The following is a 17,668-nucleotide window of genomic DNA, read 5'->3' as shown; positions in this document are numbered from 1 at the left end:
GATCAGATCAGCCAGCCGTCGCCGCTGGTGCTGGTGAAGTCCAGCTGCACGATCAAATCATTGTAATCGTGGTCGCCGCCGCCCTTCAGATCCTCCCAGCCCCAGGTGTTGAGCCCGTAGCTCCACAGATGGGTCACGCCCGCGCCGTCCACCTGCTCATTGGCCTGCGCGAACCCCCAGAAGGTGTTCGCCCCATTGGTGAGCTTCATGGCGATGATATCGCCGGCATTGACGCCGGTGATTTCGGTCTGGGCGTAATTGCCCCAGCCGGGGCCGTCGATGGCGGTCTGGCCGTCGACGGTGTGATAGGCGCGGGCTTGCGCCGCATCGGCATAGCCGGCCGCGCCCGGGGCGAGGCCGCCGATGTCGCCGTTGAGATCGTCCACCTTGTAGAAGGTCACATGGGTGGCGTCGGCGCCGTTCTGGCGCAGGCGCACAACCACCTCCTGGCTATTGGCGCCGCCGGCCGTATCGGCGATGGCGACCGGGCGCGCCAGGGTCACGCTGCTGTCCTGGTCGCCGAAGGCGGCGAAGCCGAAGGCCGAGGTCAACGCCGCCTGGTACAGGGCCAGCGCGTCGCCGCCGGCGGAGGCGGAAAGAGCGGCCCCGTTCGCCGCATGGATCGAGCCGGGGGTCGCCTGGGCGATCCCGTCGAATGCGCGCACGAGGTCCGGATCGAAGTCGCTTTGCAGGGATTGCTGGGCGAGCCGGCTGGTCCAGGCCAGATCACCGCCGCCGCCCATGCCGGTGAAGCTCTGCCCCCCGACCGAGAGCGAGAAGCTGCCGTCCAGCCCGGTGGATTGCACCAGCAGGGTCTGCGTCGCATCGCTTACGGCGTGGGTGGCATCGACGATGCCGAGCAGGGCCGGCGCGTCGGAATAGATCTCGGTGTGGGCGATGGCGGTCAGCGCGCGCGCCAGCAGCAGCCCGTTGGGCGAGCCGAGCCCGGTATTGTAGTCGTATCCGGTGGCGGCGGAGAAGCCGAGGCCGGTGGGCAGGACATAATCCCCGGCGGCATAATCATAGACCGCGCCCGGCGTGCCTTCGGGCACCACGTAATAGGTGGAGATGTTGTCGCCGAGCGAGATGTCGTTGAACGATCCCGGCGCGATGGCGGCGGCGATGTAGAGCAGGTCGTTGTAATAGCCGAGCTGCGGCAGGTGCTGATTCTGGAAGATGGCGTCGAACTGCGCGGTCAGCGAGGCCCAGAGCGGCGTCGCCGCACTGGTGCCGCCATCGCCCTTGGTCAGATGCCCGGAACTGGGGTCGTTCACGTAATCGGCGTTGAGCACGAAATAATAGGCATTGCCCGAAGCGAGCGCGGACACGTCCGGCGCGCCGCGCCCGGCCTGCACGATCGCCCCGATGCTGGTGGGCGTGAGGCCGAAATCGCTTTGATAGGTCGGCGTGCCCTGGGTGATGTCGACGCCGCCGGTGCTGGCATTATTGGTCGAGTACGAGGGATCGAACGTGCCGGCCCCATGCGCGTCATAGCTGATGTAATAGGCGTTCCAGGTGGTCTCGAAGAGCCGGAGCAAGGGATCCGTCGGGCTCTCGTCCGGATTGGCGACCATGTTGGTCGGCAAGGTCTTCAGGCCGGCCGCGGTCATGGCCATCAGCAGGTCGAGGTTCGGCGTGTCGCTCATCACCTGCGCCAGGAGGTCGGTCGCGGGATCGCCGGTGGCAAGCGTCGGATCCGACTGCGCCGACGCCAGCGTGCTGATGGAGGTTCCCCCCACCACGATGGCCGTCGACACCGTGTGCGAGGTGCGCATCAGCGGGTTGCCGGTGCCGTATTCGCTCTGCGATCCGCCGTCGCCGGAGGACAGGAACACGGACATGTTGCGCAAGGCGGCGTCGGTCAAGAGATCGGAATAGGCCAGATAGAACGGCGAATCGGGCGAGGCCTCGGTCACCTCCGGGAAGGAGGAGGTGAGGATGCCGGGATTGTTCACAAAGTCCCAGATCGCCTGCTGATAGGCGGTGTAATGGGTCGAGCCGACGAAGCTGTAGAGCAATTGCGTGCTGTTGGGCGCGGCGGAAGCCACCACGGAAATGTCCAGCGTCGTCTCGTCGATGACGCTCGACCAGCCGTTGGGATCGGCGCCGGGCAGCACCTGGAACTGCTCCGCTGTCACAGCCGGCAGGCCGATCGAGACCCGATAGGCGTTCAGGGCGTTAAAGAGGGCGGTCGGGTCCTGCGTCGAGGGCTCAACCAGCGCGATCGCCGGCGTGGCCTGGTTCTTCAGCGGGAAATTATAGGCATCGGCGACGGTGCCCGGCGTGGAGATCACCTCGTTGCCGCCATTGCCCGTGCCCTGGTAGCCGGCGGGCGGATGGTAGGCCGAGACACCTGGGGCCACCGCGGGCGTTGCGACGGTCACGTCCTGGTCGACCCATAGGCCGCGCACGTCCCCGGCGATGTCGTTCGGCAGCGAGAGGCTGCCTTCCCAGGCATAAAACGTCTCGCTCCCCACGCTCACCTTGAGCAGCGGCGTGTCGAACAGGGCCTGGAACTGGGCCGGGTTCAGCTGCAGCCAGAGGGTGCGGGATTGCGCCGAGGAATCGTAGCCGAGGCTGGTCAGCAGCGCGCTCGCGCCAATTCCGTTGGTGGGGTCGGTGATGTAATTGCTCACCGCCTGGTAGGTCAGCGGGTTCGCGCCATAGGTGTTCCAGACTTCCGTCTGGTCCGCGAGAGCGACCTGCCGCTCCGCCCAAGAGCTTCCCAGCAGCGTCTCCGGGTCGGTCATCCGGTTCAGCGTCAGGGCAATCTTTACCAGCGGATCGGTGCCGGTCGCGTCGACGATGGAGGTGGCGCCGAACAGCGAACTGAAGATGCTCGCGGTGTTGAGGCCCGCCCGCGCGTCCTGGAATTGCTGGTCGGTGGCGAGCTGGAAGGCGTTGGTGTCGAGGAAGCTCGAATCCCCGACCGGATCATAGACGGTGGCGGTCATGAATCGCGTGGCCCCATGTCCCCGGATGCAATCCCATCTTACCATTCGCTCCGCCGTCGCGGAACTGCGTTCTCCAATAAACCAAGGGTGTTACGCTGCGGAATCCCTACGCCGGCCGCCGGTCGCGGCAGGGCTCTCGCTCACGCGCCGACGCGGGTCAGCACGTGCAAGATTCAGTGCGCGCGGGAAATGCAGAAATCCACGGCTTCCATCAGCGCGTCCTTGGCCCCGCCCGGCGGGAACAAGGCCAGCGCGTCCTTGGCGATGGCGCCGTAATGACGCGCCCGCTCGATGGTATCCACCAGCGCGCGATGCTTGGTGAGCAGGCCGATGGCCTGGTCGAGCTGGGCATCGTCGCAGGCGTTCTGTTCCAGGCTGCGCTGCCAGAAGGCGCGCTCCTGCGCATCGCCCCGCCGGAAGGCGAGCACCACCGGCAAGGTGATCTTGCCCTCGCGGAAATCGTCGCCGACATTCTTGCCGAGCTTAGCCTGGCTGCCGCCGTAATCCAGAGCGTCGTCCACCAGCTGGAACGCGATGCCGAGGTTCATGCCGTAGGAGCGGCAGGCGCTCTGTTCCGCTTTCGGCCGGGCGCCGAGCACCGCGCCGACTTCGCAGGCGGCGGCGAACAATTCCGCCGTCTTGCCCCGGATCACGGCGAGATAATCGTCTTCGGAAGTCTCGGTGTTCTTGGCGGCGGCAAGCTGCATCACCTCGCCCTCGGCGATCACGCAGGCGGCATTCGAGAGGATGTCGAGGCACTGGAGCGAGCCCACCTCCACCATCATCTTGAACGCCTGGCCGAGCAGGAAGTCGCCCACCAGCACGCTCGCCTCATTGCCCCAGAGCTTGCGGGCGGCGAGCTTGCCGCGCCGCATGTCGCTCTCGTCCACCACATCGTCGTGCAGCAGCGTGGCGGTGTGCATGAACTCCACCGAGGCGGCGAGCTTCACATGCCCTTCGCCGCGATAGCCGCTGAGCGCGGCGCAGGCGAGGGTCAGCATGGGGCGCAGCCGCTTCCCGCCGCCCGAGATCAGGTGGTTCGCCACCTCGGGAATCATCGCCACGTCCGAGCCGGTGCGGGCCAGAATAGTGGCGTTCACGCGCTCCATGTCCCCCTTCACCAGGCGGACGAGGGCCTCGATGGATGGGTCGGTCGGCTCGAACGGAAGGACGACGGCCAAGAAACGCTCCCGCTTGTCATTCTGTGGGTGGCACCATAGGGATGGCGGAGGGTGCCGTGCAAGCGTGAGGCGTACCCGGAACGCCGCCGCGGCGCAAATCCGACGGAGAATTGATGCGCGATCTGGTGCGGACCAATGATCTGGTGCTGATTTCCGCAATCGAGGCGCTGCTGACCGCGGCCGACATCGGCCATATGGTCGCGGACAGCTATGTGAGCGCGCTGGAAGGCTCCATCGGTGTCATTCCCCGCCGGGTTCTGGTGCTGGACGAGGATCTCGCCCAAGGGCGCCGCCTGCTGAAAGAGGCGGGCCTCGGCGACGTGCTGTGCGATTAGCCTGTCGGCGCGCGCAGCGGATGCCGGTTTGCTGATTCCACGAACCTGGAAAACGCTCTAGGCTCCGCCGCCATGACCCTTTCGGCGCCAAGACCGGCTGTGACACAGGACCGCGTGCTGGGCGGGCGGCTCGTGCTGTGCCAGCCGGAAAAGGGCCATCGCGTCGGCCATGACGCCATCCTGCTCGCCGCCGCCGCGCCGCGCGCGGCGCGCCGCTTCGCCGATTTCGGCGCCGGCGTGGGCAGCGCGGGCCTCGCCGCCTTGCTACACCTGCCGCACGCCGAGGCAGTGCTGATCGAGATCGACCCGGCGCTCGCGGACCTGGCCGAGCGGAACGCGGCGGCGAACGGCTTGGAGGGCCGCTGCGCTGTCGTATGCGCGGATGTGCTGGCCCTCGCGCGGCCCGGCGGGCCGCCGCTTCCCGCTGCCGAAAGCCTCGACCTCGTCCTGGCGAACCCGCCGTTCAATGCCACGGAGGCCCACCAGACCTCGCCCGACGCGGGCCGCGCGCGCGCCCATATGGCCAATGCGGACACGCTGAGGGATTGGACGACCGCCGCCTATCGCTGCCTCGCGCCGGGCGGCATGCTCGCCATGATCCTGCGACCGGAGGATATTTCCGCGCTGCTCACGGCGCTGGAGGGCCGGTTCGGTGCCGTGCGGCTGTTGCCGGTCCATCCCCGTCCCGATGCGCCGGCGGTGCGCCTGATCGCCCGCGCCATCAAGGGACGCCGCACCGGCCCGGCGATCCTGCCCGGCCTGATTCTGGCGGAGGCTGACGGCGCATCCACATCCCGCACACAGGCGATCCTGCGCGACGGCGCGGCGCTGGACATGGGATAGGGGCGTCCCGCATCGAATGCCGCTAGCGCCGCTAGCCCGATCTTGCGGCAAGAGGCACGATTGCCCTTGCTGGCGTGACCGCGCACCATGAATTCACCGGAATGTGCCGCGACACAGGTATTCATGGACGATTCCTTTCTTGCTTCCCTGCAAAGCGGCGTTCGCCGCCTTCTGCCTGCCCGCTGGCGCAATGACCTGACGACGGTGCCGGTGGTCCGCCTTTCCGGCACCATCGGCATGAGTGCGCCGTTCCAGCAGAGCCTGACGCTCGCCGGCGTCGCCAAGACGCTGGATCGCGCGTTCGCGGTGAAGAAGGCGCCCGCCGTCGCGCTGATCATCAATTCGCCCGGCGGCGCGCCGGTTCAGTCCCATCTCATTCACAAGCGCATCCGCGCCCTGGCCGAGGAAAAGGAGAAGCACGTCTTCGCCTTCGTCGAGGATGTGGCGGCCTCGGGCGGCTATATGATCGCCTGCGCGGCGGACGAGATCTATGTCGATCCCTCCTCGGTGGTCGGCTCCATCGGCGTCATCTCCGCCGGCTTCGGCTTCGACAAGCTGATCGAGCGCATCGGCGTCGAGCGGCGCGTGCACACCGCCGGCACACGCAAGATGATGCTCGATCCCTTCCAGCCCGAGCGGGAAGAGGATGTGGAGCGGCTGAAGGCGCTGCAGCGCGAGATCCACCAGATGTTCGCGGACCTGGTGCGCCGCCGTCGCGGCCCGGTGCTTTCGGGCGAGGACGAACTGCTGTTCTCAGGCGAGTTCTGGGCCGGCGCGCAGGCGCTCTCGCTCGGGCTCGCGGACGGCATTGGCGATCTGCGGGAGATTCTCCAGGCGCGCTACGGGCGCACCGTGCGCACGCCGCTGGTCACGGCGCCGGGCGGCTGGCTCGGCCGGCGCGTGCCGGGTGTCGGCAGCGCGCTTCCCTCCGCCGGCGCCGTCGGCGCGGGGCTGGCCCAGGGGCTCGCGGGCGTCGCCGAGGAGCGCGCCTTGTGGGCGCGCTACGGGCTGTGATCGTCAAGCAAGGGGAAAGGCCATGCCTGCGTTTCTGATCGTCCTTCTCGGCGCTGCCGGCGCGGTGGCCGCGGCCCGCTTCCTGGCGCGCGAGGGGCGCCGCGTCAGCGAGACCATGGATGCCCATCGCGCGGCCGGCGGCCAAGGCCCCGCTGTCCCGAAGGGGGAGCAGGAAAAGGTGCAGGTGCTGGTGCGCGATCCCAAGACCGGCACCTATCGCCCCCGCCAAGGCTGAGAGCGCCCCCGCCAGGGGCGGAGGAGTCAGGGCCAAGGCGCCAGGGCTGAGGCGCCCGGGCTGCTGCGGCGCCTGGAAATGCCCGGAAACGTTTCTGTCCCAATGTTACAGGGAATTCACTGAACCCTACGTCACCCGCCCTTTATTCTTGCCGCCAGTGAGATTTGGGGCCGCGTGGCGGATCGGTGATGCTTCAGACATCGGAACAGGTAGGGGTGTTCGCATCCCCAGCCGGAAAAAGGCGCGGTCGGCGTGCCTGGTGGATCGCGGGAGCGGTCGCGGTGCTGGTGGGGGCGGGCGGCTATTATGCCTATGGCCTCAATGCCGCCACGGCGACGCCCGGGCTCGCCACGGTACCGGTGGTGCGCGGCGACATCGAGCAGACGGTGACCGCGCTCGCCACCATCAAGCCCAAGACCTATGTGGACGTGGGCACCCAGGTGTCCGGCCAACTGCGCAAGGTGATGGTGGCGATCGGCGATGGGGTCGAAAAGGGCCAGCTGGTCGCGCAGATCGACCCCACCGTCTACCAGACCAAGGTGATCGGCGATCAGGCGCAGCTCGACAATCTGAGGGCGCAGCTCGCCCAGCAGCGCGCCCAGCTCGATCTCGACAAATTGCGGGACGACCGCGCCTCGCGCCTGCTCGCGGTCAAGGCCGGCAGCCAGGACACGGCGGATGCCGCCGCCGCGACCGTGCGCATCGGCGAAGCCAAGATCGCGGCGCTGGAAGCCCAGATCAAGCAGACCCAGGCGACCCTGGACGGCGACCTCGCCAATCTCGGCTACACCAAGATCTTCGCGCCCATCGCCGGAACCGTGGTGTCCATCACCTCGGTGGAAGGCCAGACGCTGAACGCCAACCAGACCGCCCCCATCATCCTGCGCGTCGCCGATCTCGACACCATGCAGGTGTGGGCGCAGGTGGCCGAGGCCGACATTCCCAAGGTGAAGGTCGGCATGGAGGTGTATTTCACCACCCTCGGCATGCCGGACCGGCGCTTCACCGCGAAAGTGGTGCAGGTTCTGCCGACGCCGGACACGGTGAACGACGTGGTGCTCTACAATGTGCTGATCGACGTGCCAAACACCGAGCGTCTGCTCATGAACTCCATGAGCGCGCAGGTGTTCTTCATGCTCGGCGGCGCGAAGGATGCGCTGCTGGTGCCGCCGAGCGCGGTGCGCCCGGTGGCCCGCGGCGGCAGCAAGCGCGAGGTGCGCAACGAGGCCACCGTCCGCGTGCTGGCGAACGGCGAGGTGCAGACCCGCGCCGTGAAGACCGGCCTCTCCAGCCGCACCCTGGTGCAGATCACCGAAGGGCTGAAGGAGGGCGAACTCGTCGTCACCTCGGCCGATCCCTCGGCGCCGCGCATGACGCGTGGCCCCGGCATGCCCCCGCCGCCGTTTTGAGCGCCCGGTCGCGCGCCGGCGCTCCGGCAGGATCCCTTGAAGCGGCCCAAGACGCGGCCGCGTCCGACCACGATGACCTCACGCCCGCGCCCGTCGGCGAAAGCGCGGGAGAGCCGGTGCTGGCGCTGTCCCATGTGAGCCGCATCTATCCGAGCGGGGAGAGCGTGGTGCGAGCCCTGGACGACATCTCGCTCGCCATCCGGCCGGGCGAATATGTGGCCATCATGGGCCAGTCGGGCTCGGGCAAATCCACCTTGATGAACATCATCGGCTGCCTGGACCGGCCGGATCGCGGCAGCTATCGCGTGCTCGGCCGCGACGTCGCGGAACTGGATGCGGACGAGCTTGCGGCCCTGCGCTGCCGCACCTTCGGCTTCGTGTTCCAGCGCTACAATCTCCTGCCCGCCATCTCGGCGGAGGAGAATGTGGAGATTCCGGCCATCTATGCCGGCCGTCCCAAGGCGGAGCGGATCGCCCGCGCGAAAGCCCTGCTGGCACGGCTCGGGCTTGCGGAGCGCGCGGGCCATCGCCCCTCGCAGCTCTCGGGCGGGCAGCAGCAGCGGGTCTCCATCGCCCGCGCCTTGATGAACGAGGCGCCGGTGATCCTCGCCGACGAACCCACGGGCGCGCTCGACAGCCATTCGGGCGAGGAGGTGCTGCGCCTTCTGAAGGACCTCAACAAAGAGGGCCGCACCATATTGCTGATCACCCACGATCCGCAGGTGGCCGCCCATGCGGACCGGGTGGTCCGCCTCCAGGACGGGCGCATCCTCTCCGATGAGCGCAGCGCGCCGCCGCCGGTCGAAACGTCGCGCCCAAGCCATCGCATGACGGTGCGCAACCATTTCCTGCCCGACCTTGGCGAGGCGGTGAAGATGGCGTTCCGCTCCATGCACGCCAATCTGTTCCGCACCCTGCTGACCTTGCTGGGCGTGATCATCGGGGTGGCGGCGGTGATCGCAATGCTGGCGATCGGCCAGGGCAGCAAGCAGGCGGTGCTGGATCGCTTCGCCTCCATGGGCACCAATCTGCTGGTGGTGCGTCCCGGCGCGCCGGGGGTGCGCTCCACCGGCTCCAACGCCTCGCTGACCTATGAGGACGCGCTCGCCATCGCGGCCGATATTCCCAATGTGCTGGCGGTCTCGCCCGAGCGTTCCACCACCGCCACCGTGCGGGTGGGTAATATCGATTATGCGACCCAGATCCAGGGCACCGGGCCGGGCTATGTTGTGGCGCGCGACTGGGGGATGCGCGACGGCGCCATGTTCACCGAGGCGGACGTGGAGGGCTATGCGCCGGTGGTGGTGCTCGGTGCCACCGTGGCGAAGGTGATGTTTCCCAGCCTCGCCAATCCCGTTGGCCGCTATATCCTCATCAAGAACGTGCCGTTCGAGGTGGCGGGCGTGCTTGCGCCGCGCGGCGCGAACGCCTTCGGCATGGACCAGGACGATCTCGTCCTGATGCCCATCTCAACGGCTTTCATGCGGGTGTTCGGCCGCAGGTTCCTCGGCACCGCGACGGTGGCGGTGGAGGATGTGGCGCGGATCGACGAGACCCAGGAGGCGATTTCCGTGCTGCTGCGCCAGCGCCATCGCGCCGAGGATTTCCAGATCCGCAACACCTCCTCGATCCTGGAGATGGCCACCGCCACGTCCGATACCTTCACCCGCCTGCTCGGCTCGGTGGCGGCGATCTCGCTGCTGGTGGGCGGCATCGGGGTCATGAACATCATGCTGGTGAGCGTCACCGAGCGCACGCGCGAGATCGGCATCCGCATGGCCACCGGCGCACGGCGGTCCAACATCATGCTTCAGTTCAACACCGAGGCGCTGGTGATCTGCGGCGCCGGCGGGCTCGTCGGCGTGGTGCTGGGGCTCGGCACGGCGGTCCTCTTGAAGAGCTTCGGGACCCAGGTGGGGTTCTCCGCCGGGCCGCCTCTGCTGGCGTTCGGCTGCGCCTTCCTCACCGGCCTGCTGTTCGGCTATCTGCCGGCGCGCAAGGCCTCGCGGCTCGATCCCGTGGCAGCCCTCGCCTATGAGTGAGCGCGGCGCAGACCCGCGGCCCCTGACGGCAGGTGTGCGCACTTATCTTTCATCTGCCGGTCGTCATGGCCGGGCCCGTCCCCGCCATCCACGCCGGGCCGCCAGCGCGGGCCTTGAAATGCCGAGGCCAGCGGTGCCGGGTGGATGCACGGGACAGACCCGTGCATGACAATGCACTGCTTTAGGAGTGGGGACACTCGCGGGTGATGGCGGCGCTCTGTGGGGCACCGCCCTTGGCCTTGGCGGGCGGGGCATCGTCATTGGCCGGCGGGGAGAGCCGGGCCGCGACGGCGCTTCCGGCCGCCGCCGGGATGGGCGACGCCACTGGCGGCATCACCGGGGCCGTATCGGTTCCCGCCTGCGCGGCCTCGCGCGCCTTGGCTTCCTTGCCCGCCTTGCGGCCGCGCGCGGCCTCCTGCTGGATCGAATAGAGGCCGGCGCCCACCACCAGGATGGTGCCGATGGTGGCCCAGCTGTCCGGCACATGGCCGAAGATGAAAAAGCCGTAGATCAGCGCCACCGGCACCATCACATAGCGCAGCGGGGAGACCACCTGCACCGGGGCGTGGCGGAAGGCGTAGACCAGCATCAGATTGCCGAGCGCGAAGGTTGCGCCCGTCGCCACGATGAGGGCGCCGCCCGCAAGCGTCGGGACGCTCCAGGGCTCCCAGAGCGCGAAGCCCGCACCGGTGACGCCGAGCGCGACCGTGCTGGACAGCACCACCACGCCGCCCGGCACATGGGCGCCGATGCCGCGGGTGACGATATCGCGCAGCGCGCCGCAGGTGGCGGCGATCAGCGGCAGAATGGCGAACAGGGAGAAGGTCGCGGGATCGGGATGGGCGACGATGACCGCGCCGGAAAAGCCGATGGCGATGGCGATGGCGCGCTTCAGCCCCACCTTTTCGCCGAGCAGCGGCACCGCGAGCGCGGTGGTGATGAGCGGGGCCGCCATATAGATGGTGGTGGTGGTGGAGATGGGCAGCACCGCCAGCGCGATCACATAGATGAAGGTGGTCGCCGAATCGAGGCTGGAGCGGGCGATCACCTTGGGCCGGAACGCGCCCAGCGCATGGCGCAATTCCCCGGTGAAAGCCAGCAGGATGAGCACGAACAGGGTCGCGACCACCGAGCGCGCGCCCAGCACTTCGCCCACCGGCAGATGCTGGGTGGCGAGCTTCAGCATCATGTCGTTGGTGATGAACAGCAGCATGGCGGCGATCATGGCCGCGATGCCGCGCAGGGTGGGGGACATCAGGCGCAGGCTCATGCCGCGTCTCCCGCAAGGCGGGGCGGTCGCGCCGCGCGGGGCGCGGAGCTGGCGAAGGCGCGGGCAGTCTCGGGGCGGGTCGGCATTTCTGCCTCGTTCGTGGGCATTGCCCCACAGACCTAACCGATTTGACCTTTCCGCGCCGTTGCCGATTGCGCGGAGCGCCGCGTCAAGTCCCTCGCCCCCGGCATGGGTGCGCCATGCGGGTGCCGCAATGTAAAACGAAGTCTAACCGCCGGTGGTGCTCATATGCCGGTGGACCGCCGGCTGGCGGGTTTTGCGGTCGATGACGAAGTCATGGCCCTTGGGCTTGCGGAAGATCGCCGCGTCGATGGCGGCCTGGAGCACGCCGTCGTCCGGCGAGGCGCGCAGTGGCGCGCGCAGGTCCGCGGCATCTTCCTGGCCGAGGCACATGAACAGGGTGCCGGTGCAGGTGACGCGCACGCGGTTGCAGCCTTCGCAGAAATTGTGCGTCAGCGGGGTGATGAGCCCGAGCCGGCCGCCGGTCTCCTTCACCTCCAGATACCGCGCCGGGCCGCCGGTGCGATAGTCGATGTCGGTCAAGGTGTAGCGCTGCGCCAGCTGCTCGCGCACCTGCGAGAGCGGGAGATACTGGTCCACCCGTTCCGCGCCCACTTCCCCGAGCGGCATCACCTCGATCAGGGAGAGGTCGTGGCCCTCGCCGTGGCACCATTCCATGATGGAGGCGATCTCGTGCTCGTTCACGTCCTTGAGCGCGACCGCGTTGATCTTCACATGGATGCCGGCGGCCTTGGCGGCCTTGACGCCCTCCAGCACCTTGCCGAGATCGCCCCAGCGGGTGATGGCGCGGAATTTTTCCGCATCCAGCGTGTCGATGGAGACATTGATGCGCTTCACCCCGCAGGCGGCGAGATCGGCGGCATAGCGGGCGAGCTGGGAGCCGTTGGTGGTGACGGTGAGTTCTTCCAGCTGGCCGGTGTCGAGATGGCGCGAGAGCGAGCGGAACAGGGTCATCACGTCGCGCCGCACCAGCGGCTCGCCGCCCGTGAGGCGCAGCTTGCGCACGCCGCGCGCCACGAACGCCGTGCACAGGCGGTCCAGCTCCTCGAGCGTCAGAAGATCCTGCTTGGGCAGGAAGTTCATATGCTCGGACATGCAATAGACACAGCGGAAGTCGCACCGGTCCGTCACCGAGACCCGCAGATAGGTGACCGCCCGGCCGAAATTATCCACCAGCGGCCCGAGGGCACTGCCGGCGGCATTGCCGCGGTCGCTGACATCTCTCAAGGCTCGGCTCACGCTCTGCTCCATTTCCCCACGGCTTTGTGCTTCGTCGGTCTGACGCCGGACTGAACCTCCATTATATCGTATGCCCAGCACCAATTCATAGGCCCCGGCCATCACAGCCGCGACACGGCCCGCGACAGGAGAGCGACATGACATCGGCTGACCCGGCCGCGCCGGAGATCTGGCCCACGGAAGTGCGGCTGATCCACGACAAGCACGCCCTTCAGGTGAGCTTCGACGATGGCTCCAGCTTCACCTTGCCGGCGGAATACCTGCGCGTGGAAAGCCCCTCGGCGGAGGTGCAAGGCCATGCGCCGCACGAGAAGATCACCGTGCCCGGCAAGCGCGCGGTGCGCATCGTCGCGGTGGAGCCGGTGGGCAGCTATGCGGTGCGCCTCGGCTTCGACGACGGCCACGGCACCGGGCTTTATACGTGGCCGTTGCTGCGCACGCTGGGCCTGGAGCAGGAGACGCGCTTCGCAGCCTATCTCGAAGCCTTGCAGGCGCAGGGCCTCTCGCGGGGATAGGGCGCTCTCGCGGGTGGACTTTGCCTTGAGGCTGATTTCGTCATGGCCGGGCGTGTCCCCGCCATCCACGCCGGGCCGCCCGCACGGCCTTTGAAAGCCAGTGCAGCCGGTGCCGCGTGGATGCACGGGACGCGCCCGTGCATGACGGTGCTCTGCCGGACACCCGCCGCGCTAGGGTGCGGATTGGTCCTAGGGCGTCAGGAGAGCCCGCCGATGACGCCGTGCGCATCCACGAAGATGTGTTCGGCCGCCGGCACCGAGGGCAGGCCCGGCATGGTCATGATGTCGCCCGCCAGCGCCACCACGAAGCCGGCGCCGGCGGAAAGGCGCACCTCGCGCACCGGCAGGGTGTGATCGCTCGGCGCGTTGCGCGCCTTGGGGTCGGCCGAGAAGCTGTATTGCGTCTTGGCCATGCACACCGGCAGGCGGCCGAAACCGGCTGCTTCCAGCTCGGCGAGACGCGCGGCGGCGGTGGCGCTGAAGCTCACGCCGCCCGCATGATAGATGCGCTTGGCGACCGTCTCGATCTTCTGCGCCAGGGGCATCTCGTCGGGGTAGAGCGGGCTGAACGCGTTCGGGCGCGCGGCGAGCGCCACCACCTCGTGCGCCAGGGCTTCCGCGCCGACGCCGCCGTCCGACCAATGGGTGCACACGTGCACGTTGACGCCGAGCGCGGCGAGGGTGGAGCGCACCACCTCTACCTCGCCGGGCGTGTCGGAGGTGAAGCGGTTCAGCGCCACCACCACCGGCACGCCGAAGCCGCGCATGTTCTCCACATGGCGCACCAGATTGTCGATGCCGGTATGGACGGCGGCGAGATTCTCGCCGTTGAGTTCCTTCACGGCGACGCCGCCGTGCATCTTCAGCGCCCGGATGGTCGCGACCACCACCACCGCGTCGGGGGCAAGGCCGGCCTGGCGGCACTTGATGTCCATGAATTTTTCCGCGCCGAGATCCGCGCCGAAGCCGGCTTCGGTGACCACGTAATCGGCCAGCGCCAGGGCGCTGCGGGTGGCGATCACGCTGTTGCAGCCGTGGGCGATGTTGGCGAACGGCCCGCCATGCACCAGCGCCGGGGTATGCTCCATGGTCTGCACGAGGTTCGGCTGGAACGCGTCGCGCAGCAGCGCCACCATGGCGCCGACGCCCTTCAGTTCGCCCGCCGTGACCATGCGCCGGCCCCGGGTCTGGCCGATGACCATGCGGGCGAGGCGCTCTTCCAGCTCCGGCAGAGACTTGGCGAGACAGAAGATGGCCATCACCTCGCTCGCCACCGTGATGTCGAACCCGTCCTCGCGCGGAAAGCCGTTGGGCGCGCCGCCGAGGCCGGTGACGATTTCGCGTAGGGCGCGGTCGTTGAGGTCCAGCACCCGCCGCCAGGTGATGCGCCGGGCGTCGAGGTCGAGCGCATTGCCCCAGTACATGTGATTGTCGATGAGCGCCGAGAGCAGATTGTGCGCGGCGCCGATGGCGTGGAGGTCGCCGGTGAAATGCAGGTTGATGTCCTGCATGGGCACGATCTGCGCCCGCCCGCCGCCAGTCGCCCCGCCCTTGGAGCCGAAGCAGGGACCGAGCGAGGGTTCGCGCAGGCACACGGCGGTGCGCTTGCCGATGCGGGTGAGGGCATCGCCGAGGCCGATGGTGGTGGTGGTCTTGCCTTCGCCCGCCGGCGTCGGGCTGATGGCGGTGACCAGAATCAGCTTGCCCGGCTTTGCGCCCGCGCGGCTCGGGGCGATGGCGCCGGCCCCATCGGTGAGGGTGCGCACGAAATCCTGGGAGAGCTTGGCCTTGTGCGGGCCGTAGCGGAACAGCGCATCGGCGGGGATGCCGAGCTTTTCGCCCACCTGCTCGATCGGCAAGGGCACCACGCTGGCGGCGATGGCGGCATCGCTGGCGGGGTCGATCTGGCGTGCCGTCGTCTGGTGCATGCGGGTGTTTCCCGGTTTTACGTCACAAGCGCTCTAGCCGGGAGTTGCAGAGGCGGCAAGCCTTGGCCGGATGCAGGTGCACCAATGGCGCCTTATTTTCCGCACGGCCCGGCGCTATCCAGGGCGAAGGCGGCCCTGCCGGGCCGTGCCGGCGCGCACGCCGCGTCTTGTTATGTGGCCTCGTGTCTCGCCATGTGCCTCCTCCCACATCATCGCCTTGTTTGCATTGCACCGCGGCGGCGGAGGGAGCAAGGTCGCGGCGCGAGGACCATGAACGCCGGCGTGACGCCAGCGTCACACCGCCCCGCTAAACCATCGCCATCGGCCCCCGTTCTGCGTGCGGGTCGCATCGAGCTTGAGGGATAGAACCATGCTGAAGGGTAAGGTCGCCGTCGTTACCGGGTCCACCAGCGGTATCGGGCTCGCTTATGCGCGCGCCTTCGCGGAGCAGGGCGCGAACGTGGTCATCAACGGCCTCGGCGACGCCGCCGCCATCGAGGCCGAGCGCAAAAAGATCGAGAGCGACTTCGGCGTCAAGGCGCTCTATTCCGACGCCAACATGCTCAATGCGGAAGAGATCGGCGGCATGGTGAAGCTCGCCGAGACCGAGTTCGGCGCCTGCGACATCCTGGTCAACAATGCCGGCATCCAGCATGTGGCGCCGATCGAGGAATTCCCGATCGAGACCTGGAACATGATCATCGCGATCAATCTCTCCGCCGCCTTCTTCGCCACCCGCGCCGCCATCCCCGGCATGAAGGCGAAGAAGTGGGGCCGCATCATCAATACCGCGTCCGCCCACGCGCTGGTCGGCTCGCCCTTCAAGTCGGCCTATGTGGCGGCCAAGCACGGCATCGCCGGCCTCACCAAGGTCACGGCGCTGGAAACCGCCACCTTCGGCATCACCTGCAACGCCATCTGCCCCGGCTATGTGTGGACCCCGCTGGTGGAAAAGCAGATCCCCGACACCGCCAAGGCGCGCGGCATGACGGAAGAGCAGGTCAAGAAGGACGTGCTGCTCGCCGCCCAGCCCACCAAGGAATTCGTGACCGTGGAAGAAGTCGCCGCGCTCGCCGTGTTCCTCGCCTCCGACAATGCCCGCTCCATCACCGGCTCCATGCAGCAGATCGACGGCGGCTGGGTCGCCGAGTGATCCCGGCGCTGCCGGAGGCCGCACGATGAACTTGCGCGGCGGCGCCAAGGCCGGCGGGCCCGCGGCATCCGACACCACGCCTCCGGGGGAAACACCCCCGGGCGGCATGGCTGGCGGGGCCGGGGGCACGAAGGCCGAGGGCGCGAAAGCCAAGGGCTCCAAGGCCAAGGGCACCGGCAAGGCGGCGGGGGCGAAGGCCTCCGCCAAGGGTGCCGGCGGCACGTCCAGCGTCAAGCAGATTTCCCTCGCGCTCCAGGGCGGCGGCGCCCATGGGGCCTTCACCTGGGGCGTGGTGGACCGCATCCTCCAGGAAGACCGGCTGGTCATTTCCGGCATTTCCGGCACCAGCGCCGGGGCGATGAACGCGGTGGTGCTGGCCTCGGGCCTTGCCAAGGGCGACCGCGAGCAGGCGCGCGGCGCGCTGACCCAGTTCTGGCGCGATGTCTCCCGCGACGGGCGCATGTCGCCGATCCAGCGCTCGGCGTTCGACCGGCTGATGGGAAACTGGTCGCTCGCCAAGAACCCGGCCTATCTCGCCATGGAAGTCGCGGCCCGGTTCTTTTCCCCGTATGATTTCAACCCGTTGAACATCAATCCGCTGCGCGAGATCATCGACGCCCATGTGGATTTCGAGGCGATCCGCGCCTCGGACGTGAAGGTGTTCATCTCCGCCACCAATGTGCACACGGGGCGCGCGCGCGTCTTCGGCCATACGGAGATGACCGCCGACGCGGTGATGGCCTCGGCGTGCCTGCCGTTCCTGTTCCAGGCGGTGGAGATCGACGGCGTGCCCTATTGGGACGGCGGCTACATGGGTAATCCGCCGCTGTTTCCGCTCTATGAGAAGGTGGATGCGGACGACATCGTGCTGGTGCAGATCAATCCCGTGGTGCGCGAACAGACGCCCCGCACGGCGGCGGAGATCCAGAACCGCATCAACGAGATCACCTTCAACGCCTCGCTGCTCTCCCAATTGCGCGCCATCGACCACGCCACCCAATTGATCGAACAGGGGCTGCTGACCCGCTGGACTCTGGGCGGCTCGGGCTATCGGCGGGTGCGCCTGCACCGCATCGGCACCGACCAATTGGTGGATTTCGACCTCTCCTCCAAGCTCAATGCCGAATGGGCGTTCCTTCAGCATTTGCGGGACGTGGGCCGCAAGGCGGCGGAGGATTTCCTCGCCGCCCATTTCGACGACCTCGGCAAGCGCTCCACCCTCGATTTGCGGCTTGAACTGGCGGACTAGGACGGATTGCCGTCAAGCGGTCCGGGCGGCGCCACGTCGAGGCGCCGGACGTCGGGTGCGTGCGATTGTCTTTCTTTCACCAGCCGTCATGGCCGGGCTCGTCCCGGCCATCCATGCCGGGCAGCCGGCAGGGGCCTTGAAAAGCTGGCGCCAGCGGCGCCGCGTGGATGCGCGGGTCGAGCCCGTGCATGACGAGGATCTGCTGCAACGGCGTCAAGCCAGGAAGGCGATCCACGGGGGGACCGAACGCGGCTCCCCG

15 protein-coding genes are annotated in these 17,668 nt (G+C 68.2%); 9 read left to right on the top strand and 6 right to left on the bottom strand.

Annotated features, from left to right (window positions below; all coding sequences use genetic code 11):
• Positions 1–2 precede the first annotated feature (2 nt).
• Both V5F78_RS15410 and V5F78_RS15405 read right to left on the bottom strand, forming a co-directional pair.
• Entirely contained in the window at positions 3–2,954 is a 2,952-nt protein-coding gene (locus tag V5F78_RS15410) for a DUF4114 domain-containing protein (protein WP_394071193.1), read from the bottom strand.
• Positions 2,955–3,127: 173 nt separating this feature from the next.
• Complete coding sequence (locus V5F78_RS15405) at positions 3,128–4,135, bottom strand: polyprenyl synthetase family protein (RefSeq protein WP_394071194.1); 1,008 nt, start codon at positions 4,133–4,135, stop codon at positions 3,128–3,130.
• A gap of 113 nt (positions 4,136–4,248) precedes the next feature.
• On the opposite strand from V5F78_RS15405, the gene V5F78_RS15400 reads away from it, so the two are divergent.
• The 6 genes from V5F78_RS15400 (at position 4,249) to V5F78_RS15375 (ending at position 10,013) form a co-directional block, all read left to right on the top strand.
• Complete coding sequence (locus V5F78_RS15400; RefSeq protein ID WP_394071195.1) at positions 4,249–4,470, top strand: putative signal transducing protein; 222 nt, start codon at positions 4,249–4,251, stop codon at positions 4,468–4,470.
• A 99-nt stretch (positions 4,471–4,569) separates the two neighbouring features.
• Positions 4,570–5,313: a tRNA1(Val) (adenine(37)-N6)-methyltransferase gene (locus V5F78_RS15395; protein WP_394071196.1), complete on the top strand. Its 744-nt coding sequence runs from the start codon at positions 4,570–4,572 to the stop codon at positions 5,311–5,313.
• 123 nt (positions 5,314–5,436) lie between these two features.
• The gene (locus V5F78_RS15390; protein ID WP_394071197.1) at positions 5,437–6,327 is read left to right on the top strand and encodes a S49 family peptidase; all 891 of its coding nucleotides are present in this window, start codon (positions 5,437–5,439) and stop codon (positions 6,325–6,327) included.
• 22 nt (positions 6,328–6,349) lie between these two features.
• Positions 6,350–6,562 (top strand): hypothetical protein, encoded by a 213-nt coding sequence (locus V5F78_RS15385; RefSeq protein ID WP_394071198.1) that lies wholly within the window; start codon positions 6,350–6,352, stop codon positions 6,560–6,562.
• A 188-nt stretch (positions 6,563–6,750) separates the two neighbouring features.
• On the top strand, positions 6,751–7,971 hold the full coding sequence (locus V5F78_RS15380; RefSeq protein ID WP_394071199.1) for an efflux RND transporter periplasmic adaptor subunit: 1,221 nt from the start codon (positions 6,751–6,753) through the stop codon (positions 7,969–7,971).
• A 116-nt stretch (positions 7,972–8,087) separates the two neighbouring features.
• Positions 8,088–10,013 carry a MacB family efflux pump subunit gene (locus tag V5F78_RS15375; protein ID WP_394071200.1) on the top strand — a complete coding sequence of 642 codons (1,926 nt, stop codon included), beginning with the start codon at positions 8,088–8,090 and terminating at the stop codon, positions 10,011–10,013.
• Between the two features lie 181 nt (positions 10,014–10,194).
• On the opposite strand, the gene V5F78_RS15370 is transcribed toward V5F78_RS15375, so the two are convergent.
• Positions 10,195–11,283 carry a DMT family transporter gene (locus V5F78_RS15370; protein WP_394071201.1) on the bottom strand — a complete coding sequence of 363 codons (1,089 nt, stop codon included), beginning with the start codon at positions 11,281–11,283 and terminating at the stop codon, positions 10,195–10,197.
• Between the two features lie 228 nt (positions 11,284–11,511).
• Positions 11,512–12,576 carry a GTP 3',8-cyclase MoaA gene (moaA, locus tag V5F78_RS15365; protein WP_394071202.1) on the bottom strand — a complete coding sequence of 355 codons (1,065 nt, stop codon included), beginning with the start codon at positions 12,574–12,576 and terminating at the stop codon, positions 11,512–11,514.
• 125 nt (positions 12,577–12,701) lie between these two features.
• Here moaA and V5F78_RS15360 point away from each other — a divergent pair, with 125 nt between their 5' ends.
• Positions 12,702–13,079, top strand: coding sequence for a gamma-butyrobetaine hydroxylase family protein (locus tag V5F78_RS15360; protein WP_394071203.1), 378 nt, complete (start codon positions 12,702–12,704; stop codon positions 13,077–13,079).
• A 197-nt stretch (positions 13,080–13,276) separates the two neighbouring features.
• On the opposite strand, the gene V5F78_RS15355 is transcribed toward V5F78_RS15360, so the two are convergent.
• Entirely contained in the window at positions 13,277–15,007 is a 1,731-nt protein-coding gene (locus tag V5F78_RS15355) for a formate--tetrahydrofolate ligase (protein WP_394071204.1), read from the bottom strand.
• 370 nt (positions 15,008–15,377) lie between these two features.
• On the opposite strand from V5F78_RS15355, the gene V5F78_RS15350 reads away from it, so the two are divergent.
• Both V5F78_RS15350 and V5F78_RS15345 read left to right on the top strand, forming a co-directional pair.
• Positions 15,378–16,160, top strand: coding sequence for a 3-hydroxybutyrate dehydrogenase (locus V5F78_RS15350; protein ID WP_394015332.1), 783 nt, complete (start codon positions 15,378–15,380; stop codon positions 16,158–16,160).
• 25 nt (positions 16,161–16,185) lie between these two features.
• Positions 16,186–17,409: a patatin-like phospholipase family protein gene (locus tag V5F78_RS15345; protein WP_394071205.1), complete on the top strand. Its 1,224-nt coding sequence runs from the start codon at positions 16,186–16,188 to the stop codon at positions 17,407–17,409.
• 76 nt (positions 17,410–17,485) lie between these two features.
• On the opposite strand, the gene V5F78_RS15340 is transcribed toward V5F78_RS15345, so the two are convergent.
• On the bottom strand, positions 17,486–17,644 hold the full coding sequence (locus tag V5F78_RS15340; protein WP_394071206.1) for a hypothetical protein: 159 nt from the start codon (positions 17,642–17,644) through the stop codon (positions 17,486–17,488).
• Positions 17,645–17,668 lie beyond the last annotated feature (24 nt).

The organism is Roseixanthobacter glucoisosaccharinicivorans (assembly GCF_043195095.2).
Classification (GTDB): domain Bacteria; phylum Pseudomonadota; class Alphaproteobacteria; order Rhizobiales; family Xanthobacteraceae; genus NCEH01.
The sequence above is the reverse complement of the archived record's forward strand: the minus strand, read 5'-3'. Positions and strand labels throughout refer to the sequence as shown.